Origin of the sequence: Amycolatopsis sp. NPDC005232 (genome assembly GCF_040607795.1) — a bacterium.
Taxonomy (GTDB): domain Bacteria; phylum Actinomycetota; class Actinomycetes; order Mycobacteriales; family Pseudonocardiaceae; genus Amycolatopsis.
On sequence record NZ_JBEXHL010000011.1, the window covers coordinates 32,153 to 54,137 of the forward strand.

General features: G+C 69.7%; 24 protein-coding genes. 7 read left to right on the forward strand and 17 right to left on the reverse strand.

The features are described from left to right. Nucleotides 1–19 precede the first annotated feature (19 nt). A complete protein-coding gene (locus tag ABZU76_RS21615; protein ID WP_354872246.1) occupies nucleotides 20–922 on the reverse strand; it encodes a LysR substrate-binding domain-containing protein in 903 nt (300 codons plus the stop codon). Nucleotides 923–998: 76 nt separating this feature from the next. Between ABZU76_RS21615 and ABZU76_RS21620 the strand changes: the two genes are divergently transcribed. Beyond that, nucleotides 999–2,063, forward strand: coding sequence for a pyridoxal-phosphate dependent enzyme (locus ABZU76_RS21620; protein WP_354872248.1), 1,065 nt, complete (start codon nucleotides 999–1,001; stop codon nucleotides 2,061–2,063). 47 nt (nucleotides 2,064–2,110) lie between these two features. On the opposite strand, the gene ABZU76_RS21625 is transcribed toward ABZU76_RS21620, so the two are convergent. The 5 genes from ABZU76_RS21625 to ABZU76_RS21645 all read right to left on the reverse strand — a co-directional run bounded on the left by ABZU76_RS21625 (nucleotide 2,111) and on the right by ABZU76_RS21645 (nucleotide 5,331). Beyond that, the gene (locus ABZU76_RS21625) at nucleotides 2,111–2,662 is read right to left on the reverse strand and encodes a dihydrofolate reductase family protein (protein WP_354872251.1); all 552 of its coding nucleotides are present in this window, start codon (nucleotides 2,660–2,662) and stop codon (nucleotides 2,111–2,113) included. Between the two features lie 70 nt (nucleotides 2,663–2,732). Further along, nucleotides 2,733–3,770, reverse strand: coding sequence for an LLM class flavin-dependent oxidoreductase (locus tag ABZU76_RS21630; protein ID WP_354872254.1), 1,038 nt, complete (start codon nucleotides 3,768–3,770; stop codon nucleotides 2,733–2,735). After that, nucleotides 3,770–4,282: an SRPBCC family protein gene (locus ABZU76_RS21635; protein WP_354872793.1), complete on the reverse strand. Its 513-nt coding sequence runs from the start codon at nucleotides 4,280–4,282 to the stop codon at nucleotides 3,770–3,772. Before ABZU76_RS21635 ends, ABZU76_RS21630 begins: the two co-directional genes overlap by 1 nt. Nucleotides 4,283–4,370: 88 nt before the next feature. Further along, on the reverse strand, nucleotides 4,371–4,883 hold the full coding sequence (locus ABZU76_RS21640) for a helix-turn-helix domain-containing protein (RefSeq protein ID WP_354872256.1): 513 nt from the start codon (nucleotides 4,881–4,883) through the stop codon (nucleotides 4,371–4,373). A 52-nt stretch (nucleotides 4,884–4,935) separates the two neighbouring features. After that, entirely contained in the window at nucleotides 4,936–5,331 is a 396-nt protein-coding gene (locus ABZU76_RS21645; protein WP_354872258.1) for a cupin domain-containing protein, read from the reverse strand. A 52-nt stretch (nucleotides 5,332–5,383) separates the two neighbouring features. On the opposite strand from ABZU76_RS21645, the gene ABZU76_RS21650 reads away from it, so the two are divergent. Next, complete coding sequence (locus tag ABZU76_RS21650) at nucleotides 5,384–6,349, forward strand: helix-turn-helix domain-containing protein (protein WP_354872261.1); 966 nt, start codon at nucleotides 5,384–5,386, stop codon at nucleotides 6,347–6,349. Here ABZU76_RS21650 and ABZU76_RS21655 read toward each other — a convergent pair whose 3' ends face one another. Next, nucleotides 6,350–6,934 (reverse strand): TetR family transcriptional regulator C-terminal domain-containing protein, encoded by a 585-nt coding sequence (locus ABZU76_RS21655; RefSeq protein WP_354872263.1) that lies wholly within the window; start codon nucleotides 6,932–6,934, stop codon nucleotides 6,350–6,352. 69 nt (nucleotides 6,935–7,003) lie between these two features. Here ABZU76_RS21655 and ABZU76_RS21660 point away from each other — a divergent pair, with 69 nt between their 5' ends. Both ABZU76_RS21660 and ABZU76_RS21665 read left to right on the forward strand, forming a co-directional pair. Next, complete coding sequence (locus tag ABZU76_RS21660; protein WP_354872266.1) at nucleotides 7,004–7,510, forward strand: GNAT family N-acetyltransferase; 507 nt, start codon at nucleotides 7,004–7,006, stop codon at nucleotides 7,508–7,510. A 145-nt stretch (nucleotides 7,511–7,655) separates the two neighbouring features. Further along, the gene (locus tag ABZU76_RS21665) at nucleotides 7,656–8,924 is read left to right on the forward strand and encodes a lytic murein transglycosylase (RefSeq protein ID WP_354872269.1); all 1,269 of its coding nucleotides are present in this window, start codon (nucleotides 7,656–7,658) and stop codon (nucleotides 8,922–8,924) included. A 54-nt stretch (nucleotides 8,925–8,978) separates the two neighbouring features. Here ABZU76_RS21665 and ABZU76_RS21670 read toward each other — a convergent pair whose 3' ends face one another. Then, the gene (locus ABZU76_RS21670) at nucleotides 8,979–9,359 is read right to left on the reverse strand and encodes a helix-turn-helix domain-containing protein (protein WP_354872271.1); all 381 of its coding nucleotides are present in this window, start codon (nucleotides 9,357–9,359) and stop codon (nucleotides 8,979–8,981) included. 114 nt (nucleotides 9,360–9,473) lie between these two features. Here ABZU76_RS21670 and ABZU76_RS21675 point away from each other — a divergent pair, with 114 nt between their 5' ends. After that, a complete protein-coding gene (locus ABZU76_RS21675; RefSeq protein ID WP_354872273.1) occupies nucleotides 9,474–10,325 on the forward strand; it encodes an SDR family oxidoreductase in 852 nt (283 codons plus the stop codon). Nucleotides 10,326–10,407: 82 nt separating this feature from the next. Next, nucleotides 10,408–11,316 (forward strand): SDR family NAD(P)-dependent oxidoreductase, encoded by a 909-nt coding sequence (locus ABZU76_RS21680; RefSeq protein WP_354872275.1) that lies wholly within the window; start codon nucleotides 10,408–10,410, stop codon nucleotides 11,314–11,316. 190 nt (nucleotides 11,317–11,506) lie between these two features. On the opposite strand, the gene ABZU76_RS21685 is transcribed toward ABZU76_RS21680, so the two are convergent. Beyond that, the gene (locus ABZU76_RS21685) at nucleotides 11,507–12,094 is read right to left on the reverse strand and encodes a TetR/AcrR family transcriptional regulator (protein WP_354872277.1); all 588 of its coding nucleotides are present in this window, start codon (nucleotides 12,092–12,094) and stop codon (nucleotides 11,507–11,509) included. Nucleotides 12,095–12,144: 50 nt separating this feature from the next. Here ABZU76_RS21685 and ABZU76_RS21690 point away from each other — a divergent pair, with 50 nt between their 5' ends. Next, the gene (locus ABZU76_RS21690; protein WP_354872278.1) at nucleotides 12,145–13,479 is read left to right on the forward strand and encodes a carboxypeptidase regulatory-like domain-containing protein; all 1,335 of its coding nucleotides are present in this window, start codon (nucleotides 12,145–12,147) and stop codon (nucleotides 13,477–13,479) included. Here ABZU76_RS21690 and ABZU76_RS21695 read toward each other — a convergent pair. Genes ABZU76_RS21695 through ABZU76_RS21730 form a run of 8 tightly spaced genes read right to left on the reverse strand, consistent with a single transcriptional unit; the run spans nucleotide 13,451 to nucleotide 21,927 of the window. Then, nucleotides 13,451–14,191 carry an SDR family oxidoreductase gene (locus ABZU76_RS21695; RefSeq protein ID WP_354872280.1) on the reverse strand — a complete coding sequence of 247 codons (741 nt, stop codon included), beginning with the start codon at nucleotides 14,189–14,191 and terminating at the stop codon, nucleotides 13,451–13,453. The genes ABZU76_RS21690 and ABZU76_RS21695 overlap by 29 nt on opposite strands. Then, nucleotides 14,188–15,693 carry a long-chain fatty acid--CoA ligase gene (locus tag ABZU76_RS21700; protein WP_354872282.1) on the reverse strand — a complete coding sequence of 502 codons (1,506 nt, stop codon included), beginning with the start codon at nucleotides 15,691–15,693 and terminating at the stop codon, nucleotides 14,188–14,190. The genes ABZU76_RS21695 and ABZU76_RS21700 overlap by 4 nt, the downstream gene beginning before the upstream one ends. Continuing rightward, nucleotides 15,693–16,481 (reverse strand): SDR family NAD(P)-dependent oxidoreductase, encoded by a 789-nt coding sequence (locus ABZU76_RS21705; protein ID WP_354872284.1) that lies wholly within the window; start codon nucleotides 16,479–16,481, stop codon nucleotides 15,693–15,695. The genes ABZU76_RS21700 and ABZU76_RS21705 overlap by 1 nt, the downstream gene beginning before the upstream one ends. A 24-nt stretch (nucleotides 16,482–16,505) precedes the next feature. Further along, on the reverse strand, nucleotides 16,506–17,264 hold the full coding sequence (locus ABZU76_RS21710) for an SDR family NAD(P)-dependent oxidoreductase (protein ID WP_354872287.1): 759 nt from the start codon (nucleotides 17,262–17,264) through the stop codon (nucleotides 16,506–16,508). Further along, nucleotides 17,261–17,656 carry a carboxymuconolactone decarboxylase family protein gene (locus ABZU76_RS21715; RefSeq protein WP_354872290.1) on the reverse strand — a complete coding sequence of 132 codons (396 nt, stop codon included), beginning with the start codon at nucleotides 17,654–17,656 and terminating at the stop codon, nucleotides 17,261–17,263. The genes ABZU76_RS21710 and ABZU76_RS21715 overlap by 4 nt, the downstream gene beginning before the upstream one ends. 11 nt (nucleotides 17,657–17,667) lie before the next feature. Continuing rightward, on the reverse strand, nucleotides 17,668–19,596 hold the full coding sequence (locus ABZU76_RS21720) for a hydantoinase B/oxoprolinase family protein (protein ID WP_354872292.1): 1,929 nt from the start codon (nucleotides 19,594–19,596) through the stop codon (nucleotides 17,668–17,670). Nucleotides 19,597–19,599: 3 nt separating this feature from the next. Next, nucleotides 19,600–21,630, reverse strand: a complete 2,031-nt coding sequence (locus ABZU76_RS21725; RefSeq protein ID WP_354872294.1) for a hydantoinase/oxoprolinase family protein — start codon at nucleotides 21,628–21,630, stop codon at nucleotides 19,600–19,602. A 30-nt stretch (nucleotides 21,631–21,660) separates the two neighbouring features. Next, a complete protein-coding gene (locus tag ABZU76_RS21730) occupies nucleotides 21,661–21,927 on the reverse strand; it encodes a hypothetical protein (RefSeq protein ID WP_354872297.1) in 267 nt (88 codons plus the stop codon). Nucleotides 21,928–21,985 lie beyond the last annotated feature (58 nt).

Sequence of the window (21,985 nt, forward strand, 5' to 3'; positions counted from 1 at the left end):
TCTGAAAAAGCCTTTCGTGTCAGAGTTCCGTTGCGGCTTCCCGCAGGTACGTCTCGAGTCGTCTGATCGGCTCGGTCACGCCTCGGGTGTCGAGTCGGCAGGTGTAGAGGCGACGGACGAGTGTGGGCTGCCGCATCGGGAGAACCACGACGCTCGGGGGAGCGTCCAGCAGTAACAACCGCGGCAGCCGGGCGACGCCGAGGCCCGCCGCGACGAGGTTGAGTGCGGTGCGAAAGTCCATGCCGTTGAAGTCCAGGCGATGTCCGCTTCCCCGGTCGCGGTCGAGGGGTGACGCTGCCAAGTCGCGGACGTCGACCGCGGTGGTGATCCACGCGTCCGACGGCAGGTCGGCCGGGGTGACGCTGTTCGCTCCGGCCAGGGGATGACCGACGGGAAGGACGACCATGATCGGATCGTCCATGAGGTGCTCTTGCCTGAGCCCGGCGGGCACTGGCTCGGGAGCGTGTTCGTAGTCGAAGGTGATGGCCAGGTCGATCTCACCCCGGAACAGCAGCGCATGCGTTTCGCGCTGCTCGAGTTCGCGGAGTGTGATGTGAACTGCCGGACGGGTCGACCGCAGGCGCGCGAGCGCGGGAGGGACGATCGAGGCTGCGGCGGAGATGAACGCGCCGAGCCGCACCTCGCCGACGGTTCCGTCCGCCAGCGCCGCGAGCTCGGTGGCGGCGTGGCTCATCGAGGTGGTGATCGCGGCCTCGGTGTCGAGAAGAACTTTCCCGGCCTCGGTCGCACGGACGGGCCGCCGGACCACGACTCGCGCACCGACTCGTCGTTCCAGTTCCGCAATCTGCTGCGAGACCGCGGACTGGGTGTAGCCCAGCTCCTCCGCGGCAGCGGCGAACGAGCCGAGCCGTACGACGGCCGCAAGGGTCACCAGATGCCGCGGATCGAACAGCCAAGACATGAAGTTAAGCGTAGCTTATCGACCGAGAAGAGATCATCGCTTGTGCTAATCCAGAGGCGTCGGTGACGCTGGACGCATGGACTTCACGCACTTCGACACCGCCATCGACACACTCCCCCGACGTCGGGTCGGGTTCTATCCCACTCCGTTCCACGCCTTGCCCAACCTGTCGGCGGCGTACGGGATCAACTTCTTCCTGAAACGCGAGGACCTGGCCGGCCCCAGTGCGATCAGCGGAAGCAAGATGCGTCTGGCCGAGTTCATCCTGGGGCGGGCCGTCGAGGACGGGGTGACGCACGTGATCACCCAGGGCGCATACCTGACCAACTCGGGGCTGCAGTTCGCCGCCGCCTGCCTGAGCGCGCGGATCACGCCGATCCTGGTGCTGACGCGGAACGTGCCCCGGCACGGTGAACTCGGCGAGCTCCGCGGCAACTACCTGCTCAACAAAACAATGGGGGTCGAAACCCACGTCATCAACGTCACCGGCAGCACCGGAGACGCCCCGCGGATCACCGGCACCATCACGCACCGCAAGGCCGAACTCGAGGCACAGGGGCACAAGGTCCTCGTCGTCGGAGCCGGCGGTGCACACCCCGACGGCTTCATCGCGCACGCCTTGACCTTCCGGGAGATGCTGGAGCAGTCCGACGCCGCAGGGGCCGAGCTCGACTTCGTCTACCACACGATCGGCACCGGGACCGCGCTGCCGGGGATGCTGGCGGCCAAGCTGAGCCTGGGCCACCCGGTGAAGTTCCGGTCGATCTCCATCCTGAAGTACAACGACGAAGACTGGATGAACCCCGGCGTGATCGTCGAACGGACCAAGGCGGTTCTGGCCACCTTGGGTGCGCCCGTACCCGACGACGCGACGATCCGCGCCGAGATCGACATCGACCAGCGCTTCATCGGCGAGGACTACGCCGTCGCGTCCCCCGAAAGCTCGGCAGCCATCCGCGAGCTGGCCCGAGCAGAGGGCGTCTTCGTCGGCCCCGTCTACACCGGCAAGGGACTCGCGGGATTGCTCGACCACGCCCGCAGCGGGCGGATCCCCGCCGGCAGCAACGTCGCGTTCCTGCACACCGGAGACACCGGCAACCTGTTCGAAATCCCCCAAGTCGTCGGCCACATCGCCGATTGACCCCGCGGCCCCCGATGTCGGCGAGTTCGATCGGAGCGGCAGGTGAACTAGCCGCGCGGCTCGGCCGGCCGGTAGACGAGCTGCACCACCCCGTTGCCGAACACCTTCGACCGTTCCAGCGCGAAGTCCAGGTGTGGGCCGTTCGCCGGGAACAGCCGGCGGCCCGCGCCGACGACGACGGGGTGTTGCAGGAGGACCAGCTCGTCGACGAGGCGGCGGGCGAGCAGCCAGCGCACGAGCGTCGCGCTGCCGCTGGTGAGGATGGTGCCGCCGGGGGCGGCCTTGAGGTCGCGGATCGCGGGTTCGAGGTCGCGCGGCAGGAGGGTGGTGTGCTGCCAGCCGACGGCGGTGAGCGTGGTGGAGGCGACGTACTTGCGGACGTTGTTCATGAACTCCGCGCCGGGGTCGTCCGTGCGGCCGGGCCACGCTTCGGCGAAGCCCTCGTACGTCACGCGGCCCAGCAGCATCGCGTCGGCGTCGGACATGCCGGCGCCGACGATGCGTTCGAGCTCGGGCGTCCAGTGCGAAAGCGACCAGCGGTCCGGCGCTTCGACGACGCCGTCCAGCGACACGAACAACGTGGACACGATCTTGCGCATCGGAGGGCTCCTCGTTCGGGGAGCCCCACTATCCCGGAGACGGCCGGGATCGCGCAGACAAACCGAACGATCAACCCACTTGCCGCACCAGGTCGAGTGCGCGGCCGAGCGTCGACAGCCGCGCCTCGAGCGAGTCGCCCGCCGGGTAGAGGCGCACCGTGTCGACGCCGGCGTCGCGCCAGACGCGCAGCCGCGTGCGGACCATGTCCTCGGTGCCGATGAGCGTGGTGCCCAGGACCATCTCGTCCGTCACGAGCGAAGCGGCGCCGTCGCGGTCGCCGGACTGCCAGCGGTCGCGGACCTCCGCGGCGACCTCGGCCCAGCCCTGGCGGCTGTAGGCGTCGTTGTAGAAGTTGGTGCTCGCGGAACCCATACCCCCCAAGGAAAACGCGAGTTCCTTCTTCCGAGAGCCCACCATGTCGCGCAGCTCGTCGTCATGTGCGGCGAACGCGACTTCCGCGCCCTGGCACACGTCGAGGTCGCCCCGCGCGCGGCCGGACTTCGCGAGGCCGGCGTCGAGGTGGCTGAAGTACGCCGAAGCACCTTCGGGCACGAAGCTGGTGCCGAGCCAGCCGTCGGCGACCTCGCCGGTGAGCTCCAACATCTTCGGCGACAGCGTGGCCAGGTAGATGGGGATGTCCTCACGTGCTTTCGACGACAGCCGCATCGGCCGCGCCTCGCCCGGCAGCGGGATCTCGAAAGCCTTGCCGGAGAAGGAGATCTTCTCCCCCGCGAACGCGCTGCGCACGATCTCCACCGTCTCGCGCATCCGCGTGAGCGGCTTCGCGAACGGCACGCCGTGCAGTCCCTCCATCACCTGCGGCCCACTCGATCCGAGGCCCAGCGAGAACCGGCCGCCGGACATGTCGGCGAGCGTCAACGCCGCCTGCGCCACCGCGACGGGCGTGCGCACACCGACCTGCATGATTCCGGAGCCGAGCTGCAGCCGCGAAGTGCGCCCCGCCAGGAAGCCGAGCACCGACGGCGCGTCCGAACCCCACGCCTCGGCGACCCAGCACACGTCGAGACCGAGTTTTTCAGCCTCCAGCACGAACTCCAGCGTCTCCGCCCAGCCGCCCGAGGCCTCGACCGTGGTCGCGGTGCGCATCAGCGCGCCGCCTCGACCCGGTCCTTGATCGCCGCGACGGTCGCGATCATCGCGTTCTCGAACTCGCGCATGCGCACGAAAACGATCTTCTCCTCCTTGTCCGGCATTCGGTCGATGGCGAACGACAGACCCGATCGCGCCGGCCCCATCTGCATCCACTGCGTGAGCTTCGTGCCGCCGTTCTCGGGCTCGAGCGTGAAGCGCCAGGTCGCCGTGGGCATGTCCGCGTCCGCCACCGCCCACGCGAACACGCGCGGCTCGTCGTACTCGACGATGAACGACGTCGTCGACCACTCGCCGAGCGCGTCGTGCTTGCTGTAGCCCACGAAGGAGACGCCGAGCTTCGGGCCGGTCGCCCCGTCGCACCACTCGACACGCTGAAGCTCAGCGCTCATCTCGGGCATGCGCTGCACGTCGGACACGAACGGCCACACCGCCTCGGGAGCGCTGTCGATCCAGGTGGCCGCCTCGGCCGTGGGCTTGTCCGCGTACCGCGCGCCGGTCCACTCCATCGTGGTGCGCCTCCTCAGCATCGACCGTCAAGGTGCCTCTGACCACGATAGTTTCGTAGTGAGACCCTCATGTCAACGCGAGGTCGGCTCAGTGCGCGGCTTCCTGCTTCGCGAACCGCGCCTCGACGTCGGGCCGGTGCGCGATCTTCTCGGGGAAGCCGGGGCCGCGGCGCATCCGCGTGTCCTCGGAGGTGAGCGGCTCGCCGCACTGCGCGCAGACGACCTCGGCGTGCGTGTCGTGGCCGCACTTCTCGTGGTGCGTCGTGATCGGCGGGCCGGCCTCGCCGGCGAGCCAGCGGTCCCCCCACGCCGTCATCGCGATGAGGACCCCGAAGAAGTCCTTGCCCTTGTCGGTCAGCACGTAGTCGTAGCGCACCGGCTCGGTCTGGTACGCCACCTTCTCCAGCAGACCCTCGTCGACCAGCCGGCGCAGCCGGTCGGCGAGGGTGTTGCGCGCGATGCCGAGCGCCTGCTGGAACTCGTCGAAGCGCGTGACGCCGTAGAACGCGTCGCGCAGCACGAGCGGCGTCCACCAGTCCCCGAGCAGGTCCATGGTCCGCGCGATGGAGCACGGCCACTGCGCGAAGGAAGTCCGTTTCATGGACGGGAGACTACGCCGTCTCAGTCTGAAACTCAGCTGTTGGAAGCTGTGATCAGGCGATTTCCACGCGGTGGCCGACGGTCACGTCCACGTGATCGGGCACCTCGTCGTGCTCGTCGCCGACCGAGAGCGTGCCCGCGGGCTCCACGAGCAGCACGGCCGCGCCTTCCTTCGAAGACGGCTTGTGGAACGTCCCGCGCGGCACCACGAACACCGAGCCGCGCCCCACGGTGACCACGCGCTCGCCGGCGGGCTCCCGCAGGCCGATCTGGATCTCGCCGTCGAGGACCAGGAAGAACTCGTCGGTGTTCTCGTGGACGTGCCACACGTGCTCGCCGGAGAAGCGGGCGAGGCGGACGTCGTAGTCGTTGATGTTCGCGACGATGCGCGGGCTCCACACGGCGTCGAAGCCGTCGAGCACGGTCTGCAGATCGATGGGCTGGTTCATGCCATCGATCGTCGTCCTGTCGCCAGACCACGGGGAGTGCTAGGAATAGCACATGTCGCAAGGATCCTCGCACCGCGTGGTGATGGTCGTGGACGACGGCTCGAACCCGTTCGAGATGGGCGTCGCGACGGAGCTGTTCGGCCTGCGCCGGCCCGAGCTCGGGCGGCCCTGGTACGAGTTCACGCTGGCTTCGGCGCGCGAGCGCGTGGGCATGCACCTGGGGATGTTCACGCTCTCGGGCATCGCGGGGCTCGGCGCGGTCGACGAGGCGGACACGGTGATCGTGCCGAACCGGCCGGATCCGCAAGTGCCGGCGGACGCCTCGGTGCTGTCCGCGATCCGACGGGCGCACGCGCGCGGCGCGCGGCTGATGAGCTTCTGCACCGGCGCGTTCACGCTGGCCGAGGCGGGCGTGCTGGACGGGCTGCGCGCGACGACGCACTGGCGATGGGCGGCCGAGTTCACCGAGCGCTACCCCGACGTGCGGCTGGAGCCCGACGTCCTGTTCGTCGACGAGGGCACGGTGCTCACGGCGGCGGGCAGCGCGGCGGCGATGGACCTGGGCCTGTACGTGATCCAGCGCGACCACGGCGCGGAGATCGCCAACCACGTGAGCCGCCGCCTGGTCTTCCCCGGTCACCGCGACGGCGGTCAGCAGCAGTTCGTGGAACGGCCGGTGCCCGTGGTGCCGGACGCGTCGCTGGCGCCGGTGCTGGAGTGGGCGCGCGGCAATCTCGACCGGGCGTTGACCGTCGCGGACCTGGCCACGCGGGCGGCGACCAGCCAGGCGACGCTGCACCGGCGGTTCCGCGGCGAGCTGGGCACGACTCCGCTGGCCTGGCTGACGACGGAGCGGGTGAGCCTCGCGTGCCGGCTGCTGGAACGCGGCGAGCTGCGGCTGGACCGCGTCGCCACCGAATGCGGGTTCGGGACGGCCGCCAACCTGCGGGCGCAGCTGCGGCGGCACACGGGGCTGAGCCCGTCGGAGTACCGGCGACGGTTCGGGCCGGCCGCCTGATCAGTTCTCGAGCTCACGCAGGGCGGCGGCGATCGCGTCGCGGTGGACGGCCGGCGGGTAGGTGGCGGGGTCGGCCGCGGTCAGGGCGTTGAGGCCTTCGACCAGGGCGATCAGGCGTTTCGCGGTCCGTTCGCGGCGAGGGTGGGCCCAGCGGGGGTGGCAGGCGCCGACGAGCCGCGTCACGCGGATGACGAACGAGCGGTTGTGCGAGCGGTGGCGGTCGGCCAGCTCGGGGTCGGCCAGGGCGGCGGCGAGGAAGCCGACCCAGACCCGGGCCTCGTCGGCGGCTTCTTCGGTGAGAGTGGCGGCGTGGCAGAGGACGTCGCGCAGCACGGCGGCGGGTGGGCCGCCGGCGGCTTCGGTGGCGTCGGCGCGTTCGGCGGTGCGCTGGTGCAGCAGGTCGCGGGCGTGCAGCAGCAGGGCCCGCTTGGTCGGGAACGCGTGCATGACCAAGCCCGTGGTGCAGCCCGCGCGCTCGGCGACGGCGCGCACGGTGAGGCCGGGTAGCCCGTCGACGGCCAGCACCTGCCACACCGCGCCGGAGAGCAGTTCACGCTGAGCGTCGACGTCACGCTGTCTTGGCATGCGCGCCTCCGTTCCGTAACATCGGTTACGGTAACACTTGTTCCGAAACCACGTGTGAAAATTTGGGGGATGCCGGTGATCGAGATCTTGCGTTCGGAGTGGGACGCGCCGGAGGCGGTGGCGCTGCGGGCGGCACAACGGGCCGAATTGGACACCCGGTACGCGACCAGTGACCACGAAGCCGGCCCGGTGCCCACCGCCGAAAGTATGGCCGTTTTTGTCATCGCGTGGTCCGACGGCACGGCGGTCGGCTGCGGTGGCCTGCGGTTCCTCGGGCCGGGCGAGGCGGAGATCAAACGCATGTACGTGGCGCCGGCCTCGCGTGGCACCGGCGTTTCGACGGCGTTGTTGCGGGCGCTCGAAGAGGAGGCCGTGTCGCACGGCATCACGCGGCTGCTACTGGAAACCGGCGTCCGCCAGCCGGACGCGATGCGCTTCTACCAGCGGGAAGGTTACGAACCGATCCCGGCGTTCGGCGCGTACGACAGTGATCCACTGGCCCGATGCTTCGCGCGATTACTCCATTCGGCGCAGTCGTTGGAAAACCGGTCCGCACCTCCTGTTAAACCCCGGTGAAAATGTCCGATCGGCCAACTACGGATTTAGCGTGGATGGACGAGACCTCGCCGTCTCGACAGATTTGGCGCAGGCTCACAAAAGGCGGCCGTCTTCGGCTAGCTTGACGAAAGAGAGGGTCCGAAAGGCGAAACGGGGAGCGACGATGGCGAAACACCGGCCACGCCGGAGGTCTGTCCGCGGCAAGGCGGCAGCCGCCCTCGCGGGTGGCGCGCTCGTGGTGCTGCCGACGATGGCCGCGTCGGGTCTGCCTATTCCGCTCGCCGCCGCCCCGGCCCCCACGGCCGCGGGCACCTCGCAGACGCCGATCGCCGCGCCGTGGCTCCCGCCGAACATCGAGCTCCCGCCGGTCGCCGTGGACGGCAGCCTGCCGCAGCCGCCGACCCCGTTGCCGCTGACCGTGCCAGGCTTCCAGGTGAGCATGGGTTCGGCCACGCCGTCCGGTCCACTGGGGATTCCGGGCAGCATGCTGAAGGCGTACCAGAACGCGGCCGACATCATGTCCCGCGAGCAGCCCGGCTGCCACCTCGACTGGGAGCTCATCGCGGCCATCGGGCGCATCGAGTCCAACCACGCGCGCGGCGGTTATGTCGACGCGCAGGGCAACACACTCGAGCCGATCCTCGGACCGGTGCTCGACGGTTCCGGCCCGTTCGCCGCCATCGGCGACACCGACGGCGGCAAGTACGACGGCAACGCGGTGTGGGACCGCGCCGTGGGCGCCACGCAGTTCATCCCGTCGACCTGGGCGGGCTACGCGTCCGACGGCAACGGCGACGGTGTGTCCAACCCGAACAACATCTACGACGAAACCCTCGCCACGGCGCGCTACCTGTGCTCCGGCGGCTTGGACCTTTCCAGCGACGCGATGCAGCGCGTGGCCGTGCGGCGCTACAACAACTCGCAGTCCTATGTGGACACGGTCATGGCCTACGCGGCGGCCTACCGCGGCGGCGTGTCGCGGCTGCCCGACAGCCAGGTCCCCATCGGCGCGCCCCCGGGCCCGGACGCCATCGCGGCCGCCGCCGGCAGCCCCCTCGGCAACCCGGCCCCGCCGCCGCCCCCGGTCGTCACCCCGCCGGGCTCCCCCACGCAGCTCCCGGCGTCGACGACGCCAAGCTCAACCCCCACGACTCCGGCGGAATCCAGCACCACCCCGTCGGACTCCAGTACCACGCCGCCGCCGCCCGAAAGCTCGACCCCGCCGTCTTCGGACAGCTCGACTCCGCCGCCCGCCGAGAGCTCGACCCCTCCGGCCGGCTCGACCCCACCGGCCGACTCGACGACGCCGACCACCACCACCCCGTCGCCGTCCGGCTCGGACTCGTCGTCGTCCGGCTCGGACTCGTCCTCCTCCACGGGCTCGGACACCACCCCGCCCCCGGAGACGACGAGCACCACACCGACCAGCTGATTCCCGTGGCGTGAGTGGTGAAGCCGGGCTCCACCACTCACGCGTCCGGCTGCGTCAGGAAGCGCGGGCCTCGTCGTAGGCGTCGCGGGCTTCGGTTACGGCGGGGAGCCGGCGCTCGACCCAGTGGGCCAGGCCGCGGACCTGTTCGGCGGCCTCGCGGCCCAGCGGGGTGAGCGAGTAGTCGACGCGGGGCGGGATGACGGGTTTGGCGTCGCGGTCGAGGAAACCGTCGCGTTCGAGGGTTTGCAGCGTCTGCGCCAGCATTTTTTCACTCACGCCGCCGATTTCGCGGCGGAGCTCGCTGAAGCGGTAGGAGCGTTCGAACAGGGCGGCGAGCACGAGGATGCCCCAGCGGCTCGTCACGTGTTCCAGCACGATGCGCGACGGGCAAGTCGCGCGGTTGACGTTGGGCGCCTCGGGCAGTGCTGCGGTCATGTCACCCTCCTGGTTACTCGAACACCAGTACCTTACTCTGAAGTGGGTACTTTCCGAGAGAAAGTAACAGTCCTACGGTGAGTGGCGAAAGATCCACCGACCCGAAGGAAGAACATGAGCATCGTCATCACCGGCGCCACCGGGCAGCTGGGCCGGCAGGTCGTCGCCGACCTCCTCGCGGCCGGCGTGCCCGCGGGTGAGATCACGGCCGTGGCGCGCAGTGCGGAGAAGGCGTCCGACCTGGGTGTGCACGTCCACGTCGGCGACTACGACCGGCCGGAGACGCTGGCCGGGGCGTTCGCCCCCGGGGACCGCGTGTTGCTGGTGTCCGGCACCGAGCTGGGCAAGCGCGTCGGTCAGCACACCGCGGTCATCGACGCCGCGAAGGCCGCCGACGTCGCACAAATCGCGTACACGAGCGTCTTCGGCGGCTCGGACGCCGACTTCACCCTCGCCGACGACCACCTCGAGACCGAGCAGCGCATCCTTGACTCCGGGCTGCCGTACACGTTCCTGCGCAACAACTGGTACTCCGAGATGGTGGTCCTCGACGTCGCCGGGTCGCTCGCCCGCGGTGCCGTCGTGAACAGCATCTCCGCCGACGCGCGCATCGCCAGCGCGCCGCGCGAGGACTACGCCGAGGCCGCCGCCACGGTCCTCCGTACCGACGGTCACCTCGGCGTCGCCTACGAGCTCGGCGGCGACACCGCGTTCACGTACGGCGAGTTCGCCGCGGAGCTCGCGCGCCTCGGCGGCCGCCCAGTGGTCCATACCACCATCCCCGGCGCGGAGTACGAAGCGATCCTGACCGGCGCCGGTGTGCCGGCATTGATGGCGACGGTCCTGGTCGACGTCGACGACGCCATCTCCCGCGGCCGCCTCGCCGGCACCCCGGGAGAGCTGGCGAAGCTCCTCGGCCGCCCGCCGGCACCGATCAGCGAGACGATCGCGAAGCTGCTCGGCTGAGCCCGATTCCCCGCGCTCCCGCCTCGGGGACCGGCCGAGATCGCGCTATAAGCTGCAGGCGGTCTGAGCCCGAGGAGCGAACGTGTCCTGGAACCCCCAAGCGCTGCCCGATCTGTCCGGTCGCACCTATGCCGTGACGGGCGGGAACGCGGGGATCGGCTACTTCATCTCCGAACAGCTCGCCGGCGCCGGCGCGCACGTCGTGATCCTCGGCCGCACCCCGGCCCGGCTGGCGACCGCAGCCGACGCGATCAAAAACCGCCACGCGCAGGCCGAAATCAGCACGATCCGCCTGGATCTGGCCGACCTCGAGTTCGTCGCGGAAGCCGCCGAATCGCTCAATCGTCTCGGGCGCGTGGACGGGCTGGTCGAGAACGCCGGCTCCACCTCCCCCGGCCGCCGACGCCGGACCACGCGCCAAGGCTTCGAACTCGCCGTCGGCACCAACCACCTCGGCCACTTCGCCCTCACCGCGCTCGCGATGCCGGTGCTCACCACGTCCCACGCCCGCGTCGTGCCCATGGGCAGCCTGATCACCCGGCTGCAGCCGTTCGACCTCGACGACCTGCAGACCGAACGCAAGTACTCCGAGTTCCGCGCCTACGCCCAGTCCAAGCACGCCGTGCAGTCCTTCGGCTTCGAACTCGACCGGCGGCTGCGCGCGGCCGGCTCGAAGGTCACGTGCGTGGTGGCCCACCCCGGCTTCAGCCTCGACAGCGCCAGCCCGCGCCGCGACGGCATCACCGACCCGAAGCCGCTGATGCGCCTGTTCGCGCCCCTCACGCAGGGCAAGGACCGCGGCGCCTGGCCCGCCGTCCGCGCCGCCGTCGACCCGCAAGCCACCGGGGGCCAGTTCTACGGCCCCGCCCGCGGCGGCGTCGGCCGCCCCGTGCCGAAGACGGCCGTCAAGGTCGACCGCGACCCCGAACGCGCGGCCAAGCTGTGGGCCCTGTCGGAAAAGCTGACGGGCACGACGTTCGACGTCCGCTGATCAACCCGGCGGCTCAAGCCCTGTCGCCGGCATCCGCCGCCTGGCCCAGCAGCACAGCCAACTCGGACCACTGCCAGAGCTGCCGGCTTAGGTCGCCGACACGGCAGCGGCGCTCGAACGCCACCCGGTTCAGCACCAAGTCGCCGGCCCTTGCCGGACAAACTCGCCGACGCTTTCTGCGCCCGGCTGATCAACCCGGCGGTTCGAGGCCCGAGTCGAGGGCGTCCATAGCCCGGTTCAGCAGCGCCACCAGGTCCGGGTCACTCCCCGGGTACCAGCACTTGAACGCCGCCCGGTTCGCGGCGAACGCGGTCTCCACCGTGAGCCGCACGTAGAGGTCGTCCACAGGGAGGCCCGTGCGCAAAGCGATCGACTCCAGGGCGGCCTCCTCCACGAGCTTGTTCACGTGCGCGAGCCGGCCCCACAGCTCGGGGTATTCGCGCAGCATCAGGGCTCGCTCGCCGAAGGTGGGGTCGGCGGAGGCCTCCGTGAAGCGCTCCGTGAAGACCGCGCGCAGGGTCGCGAGTGGACGTTCCGAGGCGGGCCGCGCGGCGACGCCCGACCGGACGCCGTCGGGGGTGAGCGCCAGGGAGAAGACCGCAGCTTCCTTGCTGTCGAAGTAGTTGAAGAACGTGCGCGCCGAGACGCCGGCCTTGTCGCAGATCTGGTCGACGGTCACCTCGTGCGGCCCGCGCGATCGGTACAGCGCGACGGCCGCCGAGCGGATCGCCTGTCGCGTTGCTTCCTTCTTGCGCTCGCGAAGTCCCGCCCCTGTCATCTTTCTTACACTACTGCACTTTTGCAGTACTGCAAGATAACGTGACCACCATGGCGGAAGAACTGGCCAAACCCTCGATCACTCGCACCCTCGCCGAGAACCTTTGGTTCCCCGTTGTCCTTTTTCTCGGTTTTGCCGTGGTCTACCTGGCCGCCTTCCACCGGCCGCAGCCACACGAGGTGCCGGTGGCCGTCGCCGACCCGGTGGCCGCGACGCGGGTCCAAAGCCGGCTGGACGAGGTCAGCCCCGGCGGGTTCCACGTCGTCGCCGTGCCCGACGCGCGAGCGGCCCGCGAAGCCGTGCTGGACCGCACCACCAGCGGGGCCTTCGCACCGGACGCAAAGCACCCCGTGCTCTACGTCGCCAAAGCCAACGGCTTCACCCTCCAGTCGCTGCTGACCCAGGCCTTCACACCGCTGGCCAACGGGAAGCTCGCCGTCGTCGACCTCGCCCCTACCGTCGCCGGCGACCCGCTGGGCAACGGGCTGTTCTACCTCCTGACCGCATGGGGACTGCCGAGCTACTTCGTCGTGATGATGCTGCTGCGCGCCGTCGGGCTGAGCCGCCGCGCGCGGATGCTCACGTTCGTCGGCTGGGCCGCCTTCCTCGCCGTCGCGGGCTTCCTCATCGCCCACGCCCTGGACGTGATCCCGGGCGACCCGGTCGCCATCCCGCTCGCGTTCCTGTTCAGCATCGTGGTTTCCCTGGTCTCCCAAGGTCTCGTGCCGATCTTCAAGCAGTTCTTCCCGGGCGTCGCGGTCACGCTGTTCGTCATCCTCAGCTCCGCGGCCAGCGGCGGCATCATCCCGCCGCAGATGCAACCCGCGTTCTTCCGCGCCCTGCACCCGATCCTGCCGATGGGCAACCTCAACGACGCACTGCGCGGCGTCTTCTACTTCCACGGAGCCGGCGTCGGCGGGCACGTCCTGGTGCTGTGCGCCTGGCTCGCGCTCGGCATCGCCCTCAACGTGGGCCACGCGCTGTGGCTGCGCCGGAAGCACACGCAAGACGAAGCACCGCCCGTGGAAGATCCCGTGCTCGAGATGCCGCGGCCCACCGCGCTCCCGACCCACGGCCACCGGTTCGGCGAGCTCGTGCCCATGCTGATCGGCACCGTCCGCTCCACCACCGGTGACCGCGTCGGCGGCGCGATCCTCACCGTCACCGACGGAAAAGGCCGGCAGCTCGTGCGGACCACCGCCGACGACGACGGTGCCTTCGCCGTCGGCGGACTGCCCGAGCAGTTCGTGGACCTCGTGGTGACCGCGCCGGGCCGGCAGCCCACCGCACGCCGGACGTTCTTCCGCGAAGGCGTCTTCCGCCGCGAAGACTTCGTGCTCGCCCCGGAGCCTGCGCTCACGCCGTCCAGCCACCGTCCACGGTGAGCGTCGAGCCGGTCGTGTACGAAGACGCGTCCGACGCCAGATACACCGCCGCACCACCGAGTTCCGGCGGCGAGGCCACGCGGTTCTGCGGGATGTTCGCCAGGATCCGCTCGCCCCACTTGCTCGTGACCAGGCCCTCGGACAGCTCGGTGTGGAAATAGCCCGGCGCCAGCACGTTCACGCGCACCCCCTTCGGCGCCCACTCCACAGCAAGCACGCGCGACAGCGCCTCGACACCACCCTTGCTCGCGGCGTACGCGGCAATACGGTCGAACCCGGTGCGCGCGTGCACCGACGACACCGTGATGATCGACCCCGCTCCCTGCGTGAGCATCTGCCGCCCGGCCGCGCGGGCGCAGTAGTAGGTGCCCGACAGGTTGACGTCGAGCACGTGCGCCCAGTCGTCGTCGCTGCCCTGCTCGCTGCGCCGGAACGTCGGGCTGATCCCGGCCGCGGTCACGCACACGTCCAACCGCCCGTGCGAAGCCACGATCCCCGACACCGCACTGTCCGCAAAGGACGGATCCGACACCGAACCCGGGAGCACCAGCGCACCACCGACCTCCGCCGCCAACGACGTCAAGTCGTCCTCCGTCCGCGACGTCACGGCCAGCGTCGCTCCGGCCCCAGCCAACGCCACCGCGATCGCCCGCCCGAGGCCCTTCCCCGCGCCCGTGACCCAAGCGACCTTGCCCGTCAGATCGAAGCTCATCCGCGCAGATTCCTCTTCAGCACCTTGCCCGACGGCGTCCGCGGCAGCTCGTCGAGAAACACCAGATCTGCCGGCACCTTGAACTTCGCCAGCCGTTCGCGGCAGAACGCCACCAGCGCGTCACGGTCCCGCGCCGCGCCCGGGCGCAGCACGACGAAAGCCTGCGGCACCTCACCCCAACGCGGGTGGCCCATGCCGACCACCGCCGCCTCGACGACGTCGGGGTGCTCGTACAGCACGCGCTCCACCTCTGGCGTCGCGATGTTCTCGCCGCCCGACACGATCATGTCCTTCTTGCGGTCCTCGACGTAGAGGTACCCGTCCTCGTCGAGCCGCCCGACGTCGCCGGTGTGGAACCAGCCGTCGCGGAACGCCTTCGCCGTCGCGGCCTCGTCGCGCCAGTACCCGATGCTCACCTTGGGCCCGCGCAACGCGATCTCGCCCAGCTCGCCGGTGGGCAGCGGCGCCCCGGCCTCGTCGACGATCCGGACTTCGAGGTGCACCACCGGCCGCCCGACGGAACCCACCTTGGCCAGCATGTGCTCGGGGTCGTTGAAGGTGTCGCCCGACACGGTCTCGGTGAGCCCGTACGCGTCGGAGAACCACGCCCTCGGGAACGCGGCGAGGATCTTCTCCACCAGCGGCACCGGCATCTTCTCACCGCCACCGATGATGAACCGGATCGACGACGTGTCGCGTTCCAGGATGTCGGGCAGCTGCAGGATCGCGTTCATCATCGACGGCGCCAGCCAGATGTTGCTCGGCCGCTCGCGCTCGATCGTGTCCACGACCTCGGCCGCGTCGAACTTCCGCAGCACGATCAGTGAGCCGCCCGCGTGCAGCGTGCCGACGCCGGGAAGGTCGAACCCGCCGACGTGGTACAGCGGCCCGCACACCAACGTCGCGTCCTCGGCGGTGATGCCGAACTCGACGAGGTGGCCGAGGTTCTTCCACACCAGGTTCCCGTGCGTGATCTGCACGCCCTTCGGCCGCGACGTCGTGCCGGACGTGTACATCAGCCGCTGCAGGTCGTCCGCGCCGACCGACGCCGGCGTCACGGAACGGCCGAGGTTCGAGCCCACCAGGTCTTGGTACGAGGTCCAGCCCGAAGCACTTCCACCCAGCAACAGCCGCTGCTTCAGACCCGGCAACGGCAGAGTGTCCACCGACGTCTGGAACTCCGGCTCCGTCAGCAGCGCCACCGCGCCCGAGTGCTCGAGGATGTAACGCCATTCCTCGGGTGAGAGCCGGTAGTTGAGTGGCAGGAACGCGGCCCCGATCCGGTTCACCGCGAAGACCGCCTCCAAGAACTCGAGGTGGTTGTACAGCAGCAGCCCGACGACGTCACCGCGGCCGATGCCCAGCTCCGTGAGCCCGGACGCCAGCGCGTCGACCCGGGTGAGCAGCTCGCGGTTGGTCAAGGACCGCGAACCCTGGATGAGCACCACTTTGTCCGGGTAACGGCCGGTGTTGTGGTCGAGGATCGTGGCGAAGTTCGACATCAGCGCTCCTGTGCGTGGAAGCTGTGCAGCTCGCCCCCGGCCGATCCCCAGTGGATGGTGCTGATCATGCCGCCGTCGGCGACCAGATCGGTGCCGGTGACGTAGTCCGCGCCCGGCCCGGCCAGGAACGCCACCACGCGCGCGATGTCGTCCGGCTCGCCGATGCGACCCAGCGGCGTGTTGGCCACCGTCGCCGCGCGGATGTTCTCGTTGCCCAGCGTGTCGCGGTTCAGTCCGCTGTGGACGACGCCGGGGCTCACGGAGTTGATGCGGATCCCGTCCACGGCCAGCTCCGCGGCCAGCTGCTTCGTCAACGCCAGCACGCCACCCTTCGCCGCCGTGTAGGAGGAAAAGCCGTACCCGGTGTGCCCGGCGATCGACGCGATCTGCACGATCGAGCCGCCGCCCCCCGCGGCCATCAGCGGAATCACCTGCTTGAGCAGGATGAAGTACCCGGTGAGGTTCACGTCGAGCACCCGCCGCCATTCGCCCACAGTGGACTCCAGCAGCTTCTTGCGGATGATGATCCCCGCGGCGTTCACCAGTACCTTCGGCGGACCGAACCGTTCGACGGCCTGGCTCACCGCGTCGGCCACGGCGTCTTCGTCGGTGACGTCGACCGCGAACGCCGCCGCGGCCACGGAAAGTTCCCTCGCCGTGCGCTCGGCCGCCGCGCCGTCGGAGTCGAGCAGCACGAGCGGCCGGCCGTCCTCGGCGAGCCGCAGCGCGCAGGCGCGGCCGATCCCGGAGCCCGCCCCGGTGACGACCGCGCAACCTGTCTTGTCCACAGTGGACCTCCTTCCGCGGGGCGCTCAGCCCATCGCGTAACCCCCGTTGACGTCGACCACCGCACCCGTCATGTAGCTCGCCGCGGGCGAGGCCAGGAAGGCCGCCACGCGCGCGATCTCCTCGGGCCGCGCCAGGCGGCCGAGCGGGTTGTAGTCGTCGGAATACCCCTTGCCCACGATCATGTCCGTGTCCACCACGCCGGGGGCCACGGCGTTGGCGATGATCCCGTTGCGGGCCTCGGTTTTCGCGAGCCACTTCACGACCGCGTGGACCGCGCCCTTGCTGGCCACGTAGTGCGGGCCGGCGAGCACGCCGCCGACCTTGCCCGCCACCGACCCGATGCAGACGACCCTCGCGTCGTGACCGCGCAGGAACGGCAGCGCGCCGGCGATGCACCACAGCGTGCCCTTGACGTTCACGCCGAGCACCGCGTCCACTTCGGACTCCGGCAGCTCGTCGAGCCGCATCGTCTCGCCGTAGACGGCCGCGCACGTCACCAAGGCGTCGATCCGCTTGCCCGGCCCCGCCGCCTCGGCCATGGCCGAGGCGGCGGCGGTGCGGTCGGTGACGTCGAGGACCAGGCCGGCGGCGGAACCGCCGGCCTCGGTGATCTCGGCGACGGTCGCGGCGGGATCCCGGGCGTCGAGCACCGTGACGTGGGCCCCGGCGAGCGCGAGCTCGACGGCGATCCGGCTGCCGATCCCGCGCGCCGCACCGGTCACGACCGCACGCGCCCCGGCCAGGGAGGCCGGGCCGCGCGGGTCGAGAACTCCGTGGCTCACGCCGACTTCTGCTCGTGCGCCGCCAGTTCCTCCATCAGCACGGGGACCCCGAGGGTGCAGGTGTGGATCCCGAGCACGCTCGTGAGCTCCAGCACCTCCATGATCTCCTCCTTGGTGGCCCCGTAGCCGAGGGCATTGCGGATGTGCTGGCGCAGCCCGGGCTCGTAGAGGTGCGTGGTGGAGGCGTCGATCGCGGTGTAGATCAGCTCCTTGATCTTCGGCTCCAGCACCCCCTTGCGCCACGGCACCGCCGAGAAGTTCAGGTACGCCTCGAAGAAGTCCGGGTCGAGGCTCAGCAGACCTTCCCAGAACGTGTTCCAGTACCCGCGCTCGGCGAGGAACGTCTCCCTGAGCTTGTTCTGCCGGTCGACGTCCGTCCCGTTCTCGGACAACGGTTCCTCCCCTACTTCGCGGCCAGCTCGGCGCGGCGCCTGGCGGTGGCTTCCTGGTCGATCTTCAGGTTCTCCGGGTCGTTGTGCGGGTCGCCGGAGATCACCACGCCGTAGTCGCGGTACGCGCCCTCGATGGTCACGTACTCGTCGCGCACGTCGCGGCACACGCGCTCAGGATCGCGCTGCAGCGGTGAACCCCAGCCGCCACCGCCGTTGGTGAGGTAGCGGAACACCGCGTTGGGCTTGGTGTGCCACACCGGGGTGCTGGCGAAGTAGAAGTACTCGCCGTTCGGGTCCACGGTCTTGGTCTTCGGGTCGAGCATCCCGGCGACCGGCGTCGCGCCCGAGTAGACCTCGGGTTCGGTGCCGATGAGGTCCTTGTCCTTCGTGACGTTCTTGTAGTCCGGGTGGAACACCCAGGTCGCGCCGAGCGCGCCGGCCTCACCGCCGTAGACGCCGACGCCACTCGCGGTCTTGGTGTGCAGCGGGCTCGACCAGTGTTCCGCGTCCGTCAGGTACAGCGTGTCCTTGAGCACGGCCGCGCCACCGCGGTTGTCGCCCGCGCCGCCGCTGTCCGGCGCGTACTCCTTGCGCAGCACCACGGCCGGCAGCTCGGACTCGATGGCTTCCGTGGCCGGGTCCAGGTTGTTGGCCTGGTAGACCACGGAGTAGCTGTCGGCGTCACCGTCCTGCGTCGCGCCCCAAGGCCCGTGCTCGCCACCGCACTGCGCGGTGGTGACCCACGGGGTGCCATCGGGCAGGACTCCGTTGGCGTTGTGGATGTTCAGCGAGCCGTAGTCGCCGCCGACGGCCTTGCGGCCCAGCGCCTTCTCCAGCGCGCGGAACACCGCGAGCAGTACCGGCCCGGTGCTTTCCCAGTACAGGAACACCGCGCCGTCCGGTGGCGTGGCGCTGATGAACGTGCCGGCCGGCAGCACGATGTCGATCGGCCGGTACGCACCGGAGGTGAACGGCGTGGCCGGGTCGATGAGGAACTTCAACGCGACGCCGACGGCGGTCTTGGTGTCGAGGATGCCGGCGTTGATCGACGTGCGCGCCTGTGGCGAGGTGCCCGAGAAATCGAGCTCCATCCGGTCGGCGGCCTTGGTGATCTTCAGCCGGATCTTGTACTCGACGGTGTCGTCGACCCCGTCGCAGTCGATGCCTTCCTCGGCCTCGTACACGCCGTCGGGCAGCTCGGCCAGCGCGGTGCTCATGGACTCGGCCGACACGTCGGTGGAGTAGCGGATCGCGCCGAGGTACGCGTCGACGCCGTAGCGCTCCACGCTCTCGTTGATCAGCTTCTCGCCCAGCAGCAGGTTCTGGTAGATCGTCTTGATGTCGGGCAGCAGCAGCGCGCAGTAACGGGCGTTGTCGAAGATCAGGTTGAACGCCGACTTCACCGGCTTGTCTTTCTTGTACAGCTGCATCGGCGCGATCACGAGGCCGTTCTCGTACACGTTGCGCTTGGTGCCGGAGAAGCCCGCCGGGATCACGCCGCCCATGTCGAGCTGGTGCGCGCGCAGCGTGACGAGCGAGATCAGCTTGCCCTCGTGGAACACCGGGCGGATGAAGCAGATGTCGTTCACGTGGTTGCCCGCGCGGTACGGGTCGTTGCAGATCACCACGTCACCCGGTTCGAGGTTCTCCGGGCCGTACTCCTCGATGGTGTTGCGCACGGCCTCGGACATGGTGCCGAGGAACATCGCGAGGCTGTTGCTCACCGAGGACATCGGGTAGTTCTGTTCCGGCGGGCCGGAGATCGTCGCCGCGAAGTCGTACCAGTCGCGCAGGATGAGCGAGAACGCGTTGTTGAGCAGGCCGGTGCACATGTGCTGCACGATGTAGCGCATGCGGCTCGACAGGACCGACGCGGTGAAGCGGTCGGAGCCGTACAGCTCGGCGAACTGGGCGTCGTCGAGGTCCTTCAAGGAGGTCATGGTTCACGCCTTCCGGATGCGCAGCTCGCCGTAGGTCCCGACGGTCGCGACCTGACCCGGGACGAGGAACGTGGTGGACAGCGGTTCGCGGACGACCGCGGGGCCGGGGACCTTGTCGCCGACGCGGAGGTCGGCGCGCTGGTACTCGCCGGCGTCGAGGACGTCGTCGGTGAGGTAGCGGATCTTCAGCGTGCGCGTCGGCTGCAGGGTGTCGCCGGACGCGCGCTCCGGGATCTTCGGGTACTCGACCTTGTCGGCCTTCGCGACGGCCTGGACGCGGTAGGTGACGCCCTGCACGGGCAGGGCCTCGAACTTGTTGCCCGAGCGCTCGGCGTAGGCCTCGTGGAAGTTCGCGACCATCGTGGCGACGGCCTCCGCGTCGATCGTGCCGGCGGGCACGCCGATGAACGGTGTTTCCCACGTCTGGCCGGCCAGCCGTCCGTCGAAGCTGCGGACGAACTCGATGTTGTCGCGGTCCTTGTCCTGCAAGCGTTCGCGCAGCCGCTCCTCCATGGAGTGGTAGACCTTGTCGACCTGTTCGGCCGCCTCGGACGTGAGCAGCGTGTAGGCGCTGCGGCTGTCGGCGTAGACGAGGTCGGAGCTGACGAGGCCCAGCGCGGAGAACAGGCCCGGGTGCGGCGGCACGATGACCTCGGCCGCGTGCACCAGGTCGAGCACCGCGGGCAGCAGCATCGGGCCGGCCGCACCGTAGGCCACGAGGCTGTAGTCGCGCGGGTCGACACCGTGCTGGATGGCGATGTTCACGACGCCTTCGGCGATGTTGTTCACGCCGATGTTGAACGCGTAGCTCACGCGCTGCTCGAACGACAGCTTCGAGTCGAGCGCCTCGAAGGCTTGCCGGGAGAGGTCCGGGTCGAGCTTCATGCGGCCGCCGGCGAACCCGTCGGGGTCGATGATGCCCATCAGCAGGCAGGTGTCGGTGGTGGTCGGCTGCTGGCCACCGAGGCCGTAGCAGGCCGGGCCGGGGTCGGCGCCCGCGCTGCCAGGGCCGACCTTCAGCTCGCCTGCCGGGTTGATCGTGACGAGGCTGCCGCCGCCGGCGCCGATGCTGGAGACCTCGTTGGACAGTGCGTTCACGATCAGGTCGTGTTCGAGTTCGAACGTCGTGTTCACGAACGGCTTGCCGTCGCTGACCATGCTGATGTCGCACGAGGTGCCGCCGACGTCCGCGCACAGCAGGTTGCCGGCGCCGATCAGGCCACCGAAGTGGGCGCTGGACACGGTTCCCGCCGCGGGGCCGGCGAACACGATGCGGAACGGGTGCTCCATCGCGACATCGGAGCGCACCAGCTGTGCGGCGCAGTCGGCGAAGTTGAGGTCTCCGGTGAAGCCGAGGTCGCGCAGGCCGGCGTCGAGGCGCTTGGTGTAGGCGTCGTAAGTCAGGCGCATGAAGACGTCGATGACCGTGGTCGACGCGCGGGCGAACTCCTTGGCGAGCGGGGAGACCTCACTGGAGATCGACACCGGGATGTCGCCGAGTTCCTCGAACACGAGCTGGCGCAGGCGCTCTTCGTGATGGTTGTTCACGTATGCGTTGATGAGGCAGATGGCCACACCTTCGACGCCGCACTTGCGCAGCACCGCGAGCTCTTCGCGCGCATGGTCCTCGTCGAGCTGGATCAGGATGCCGCCGTCGGCGGTCAGCCGCTCGCGGATGCCGCGCCGGAGGTACCGGGGCACGAGCGGCCGGTTCGCGTCGCCGTAGGAGCGGCGCCACGCCGGGTTCGTCAGGCCTTCGACCGGGCGCCAGGTGCGGCCGATGTCGAGGATGTCCCGGTGTCCCAGCGTGGTCAGGAAAGCGATCTTCGGCAGCCGCCGCGTGATGATCGCGTTGAGGCCGTGGGTGCTGGCGTGGTTGAAGACCGCGGACGCGCTCACGCCGACTTCTTCGGCACCGCGCAGCACACCGCGTTCGGTGGTGCGCACGTCCGTGGCGACCTTGACGGTCTTGATCTCGCCATCGGCGATCGCCACCACGTCCGTGAACGTGCCGCCGACGTCTACTCCGATCATGGAACTACCCGCCCTTTCGGTGATTTGTGGTCAGTAAACGTCGAGGCCGTCGGAGGTGAGGACGATGGGGCCGAGCAGCGGGCCGGTTTCACGGCTCACCGATTCGAGCGTTTTCTGGTGCTTGACGACGGTGAACCAACCGCCTTCCGAGAGCACCGGGTAGCGGCGGAAGTCCGCTGCGGTGGAGCCGGGGAAATCCCGCTCGAGGTTCACGCCGAGTGCCTGCAGATCGGCGTCGGAGACCTCTTCCCGGGCTACCGAAAGTCCTTCGGGGACGGATGATTCGACTGCGTCCATGGGCCATCACTCCGGTGTGTTGTGCCGCTGCCGAGTTTCGTGTACCAATCGGTCTAAG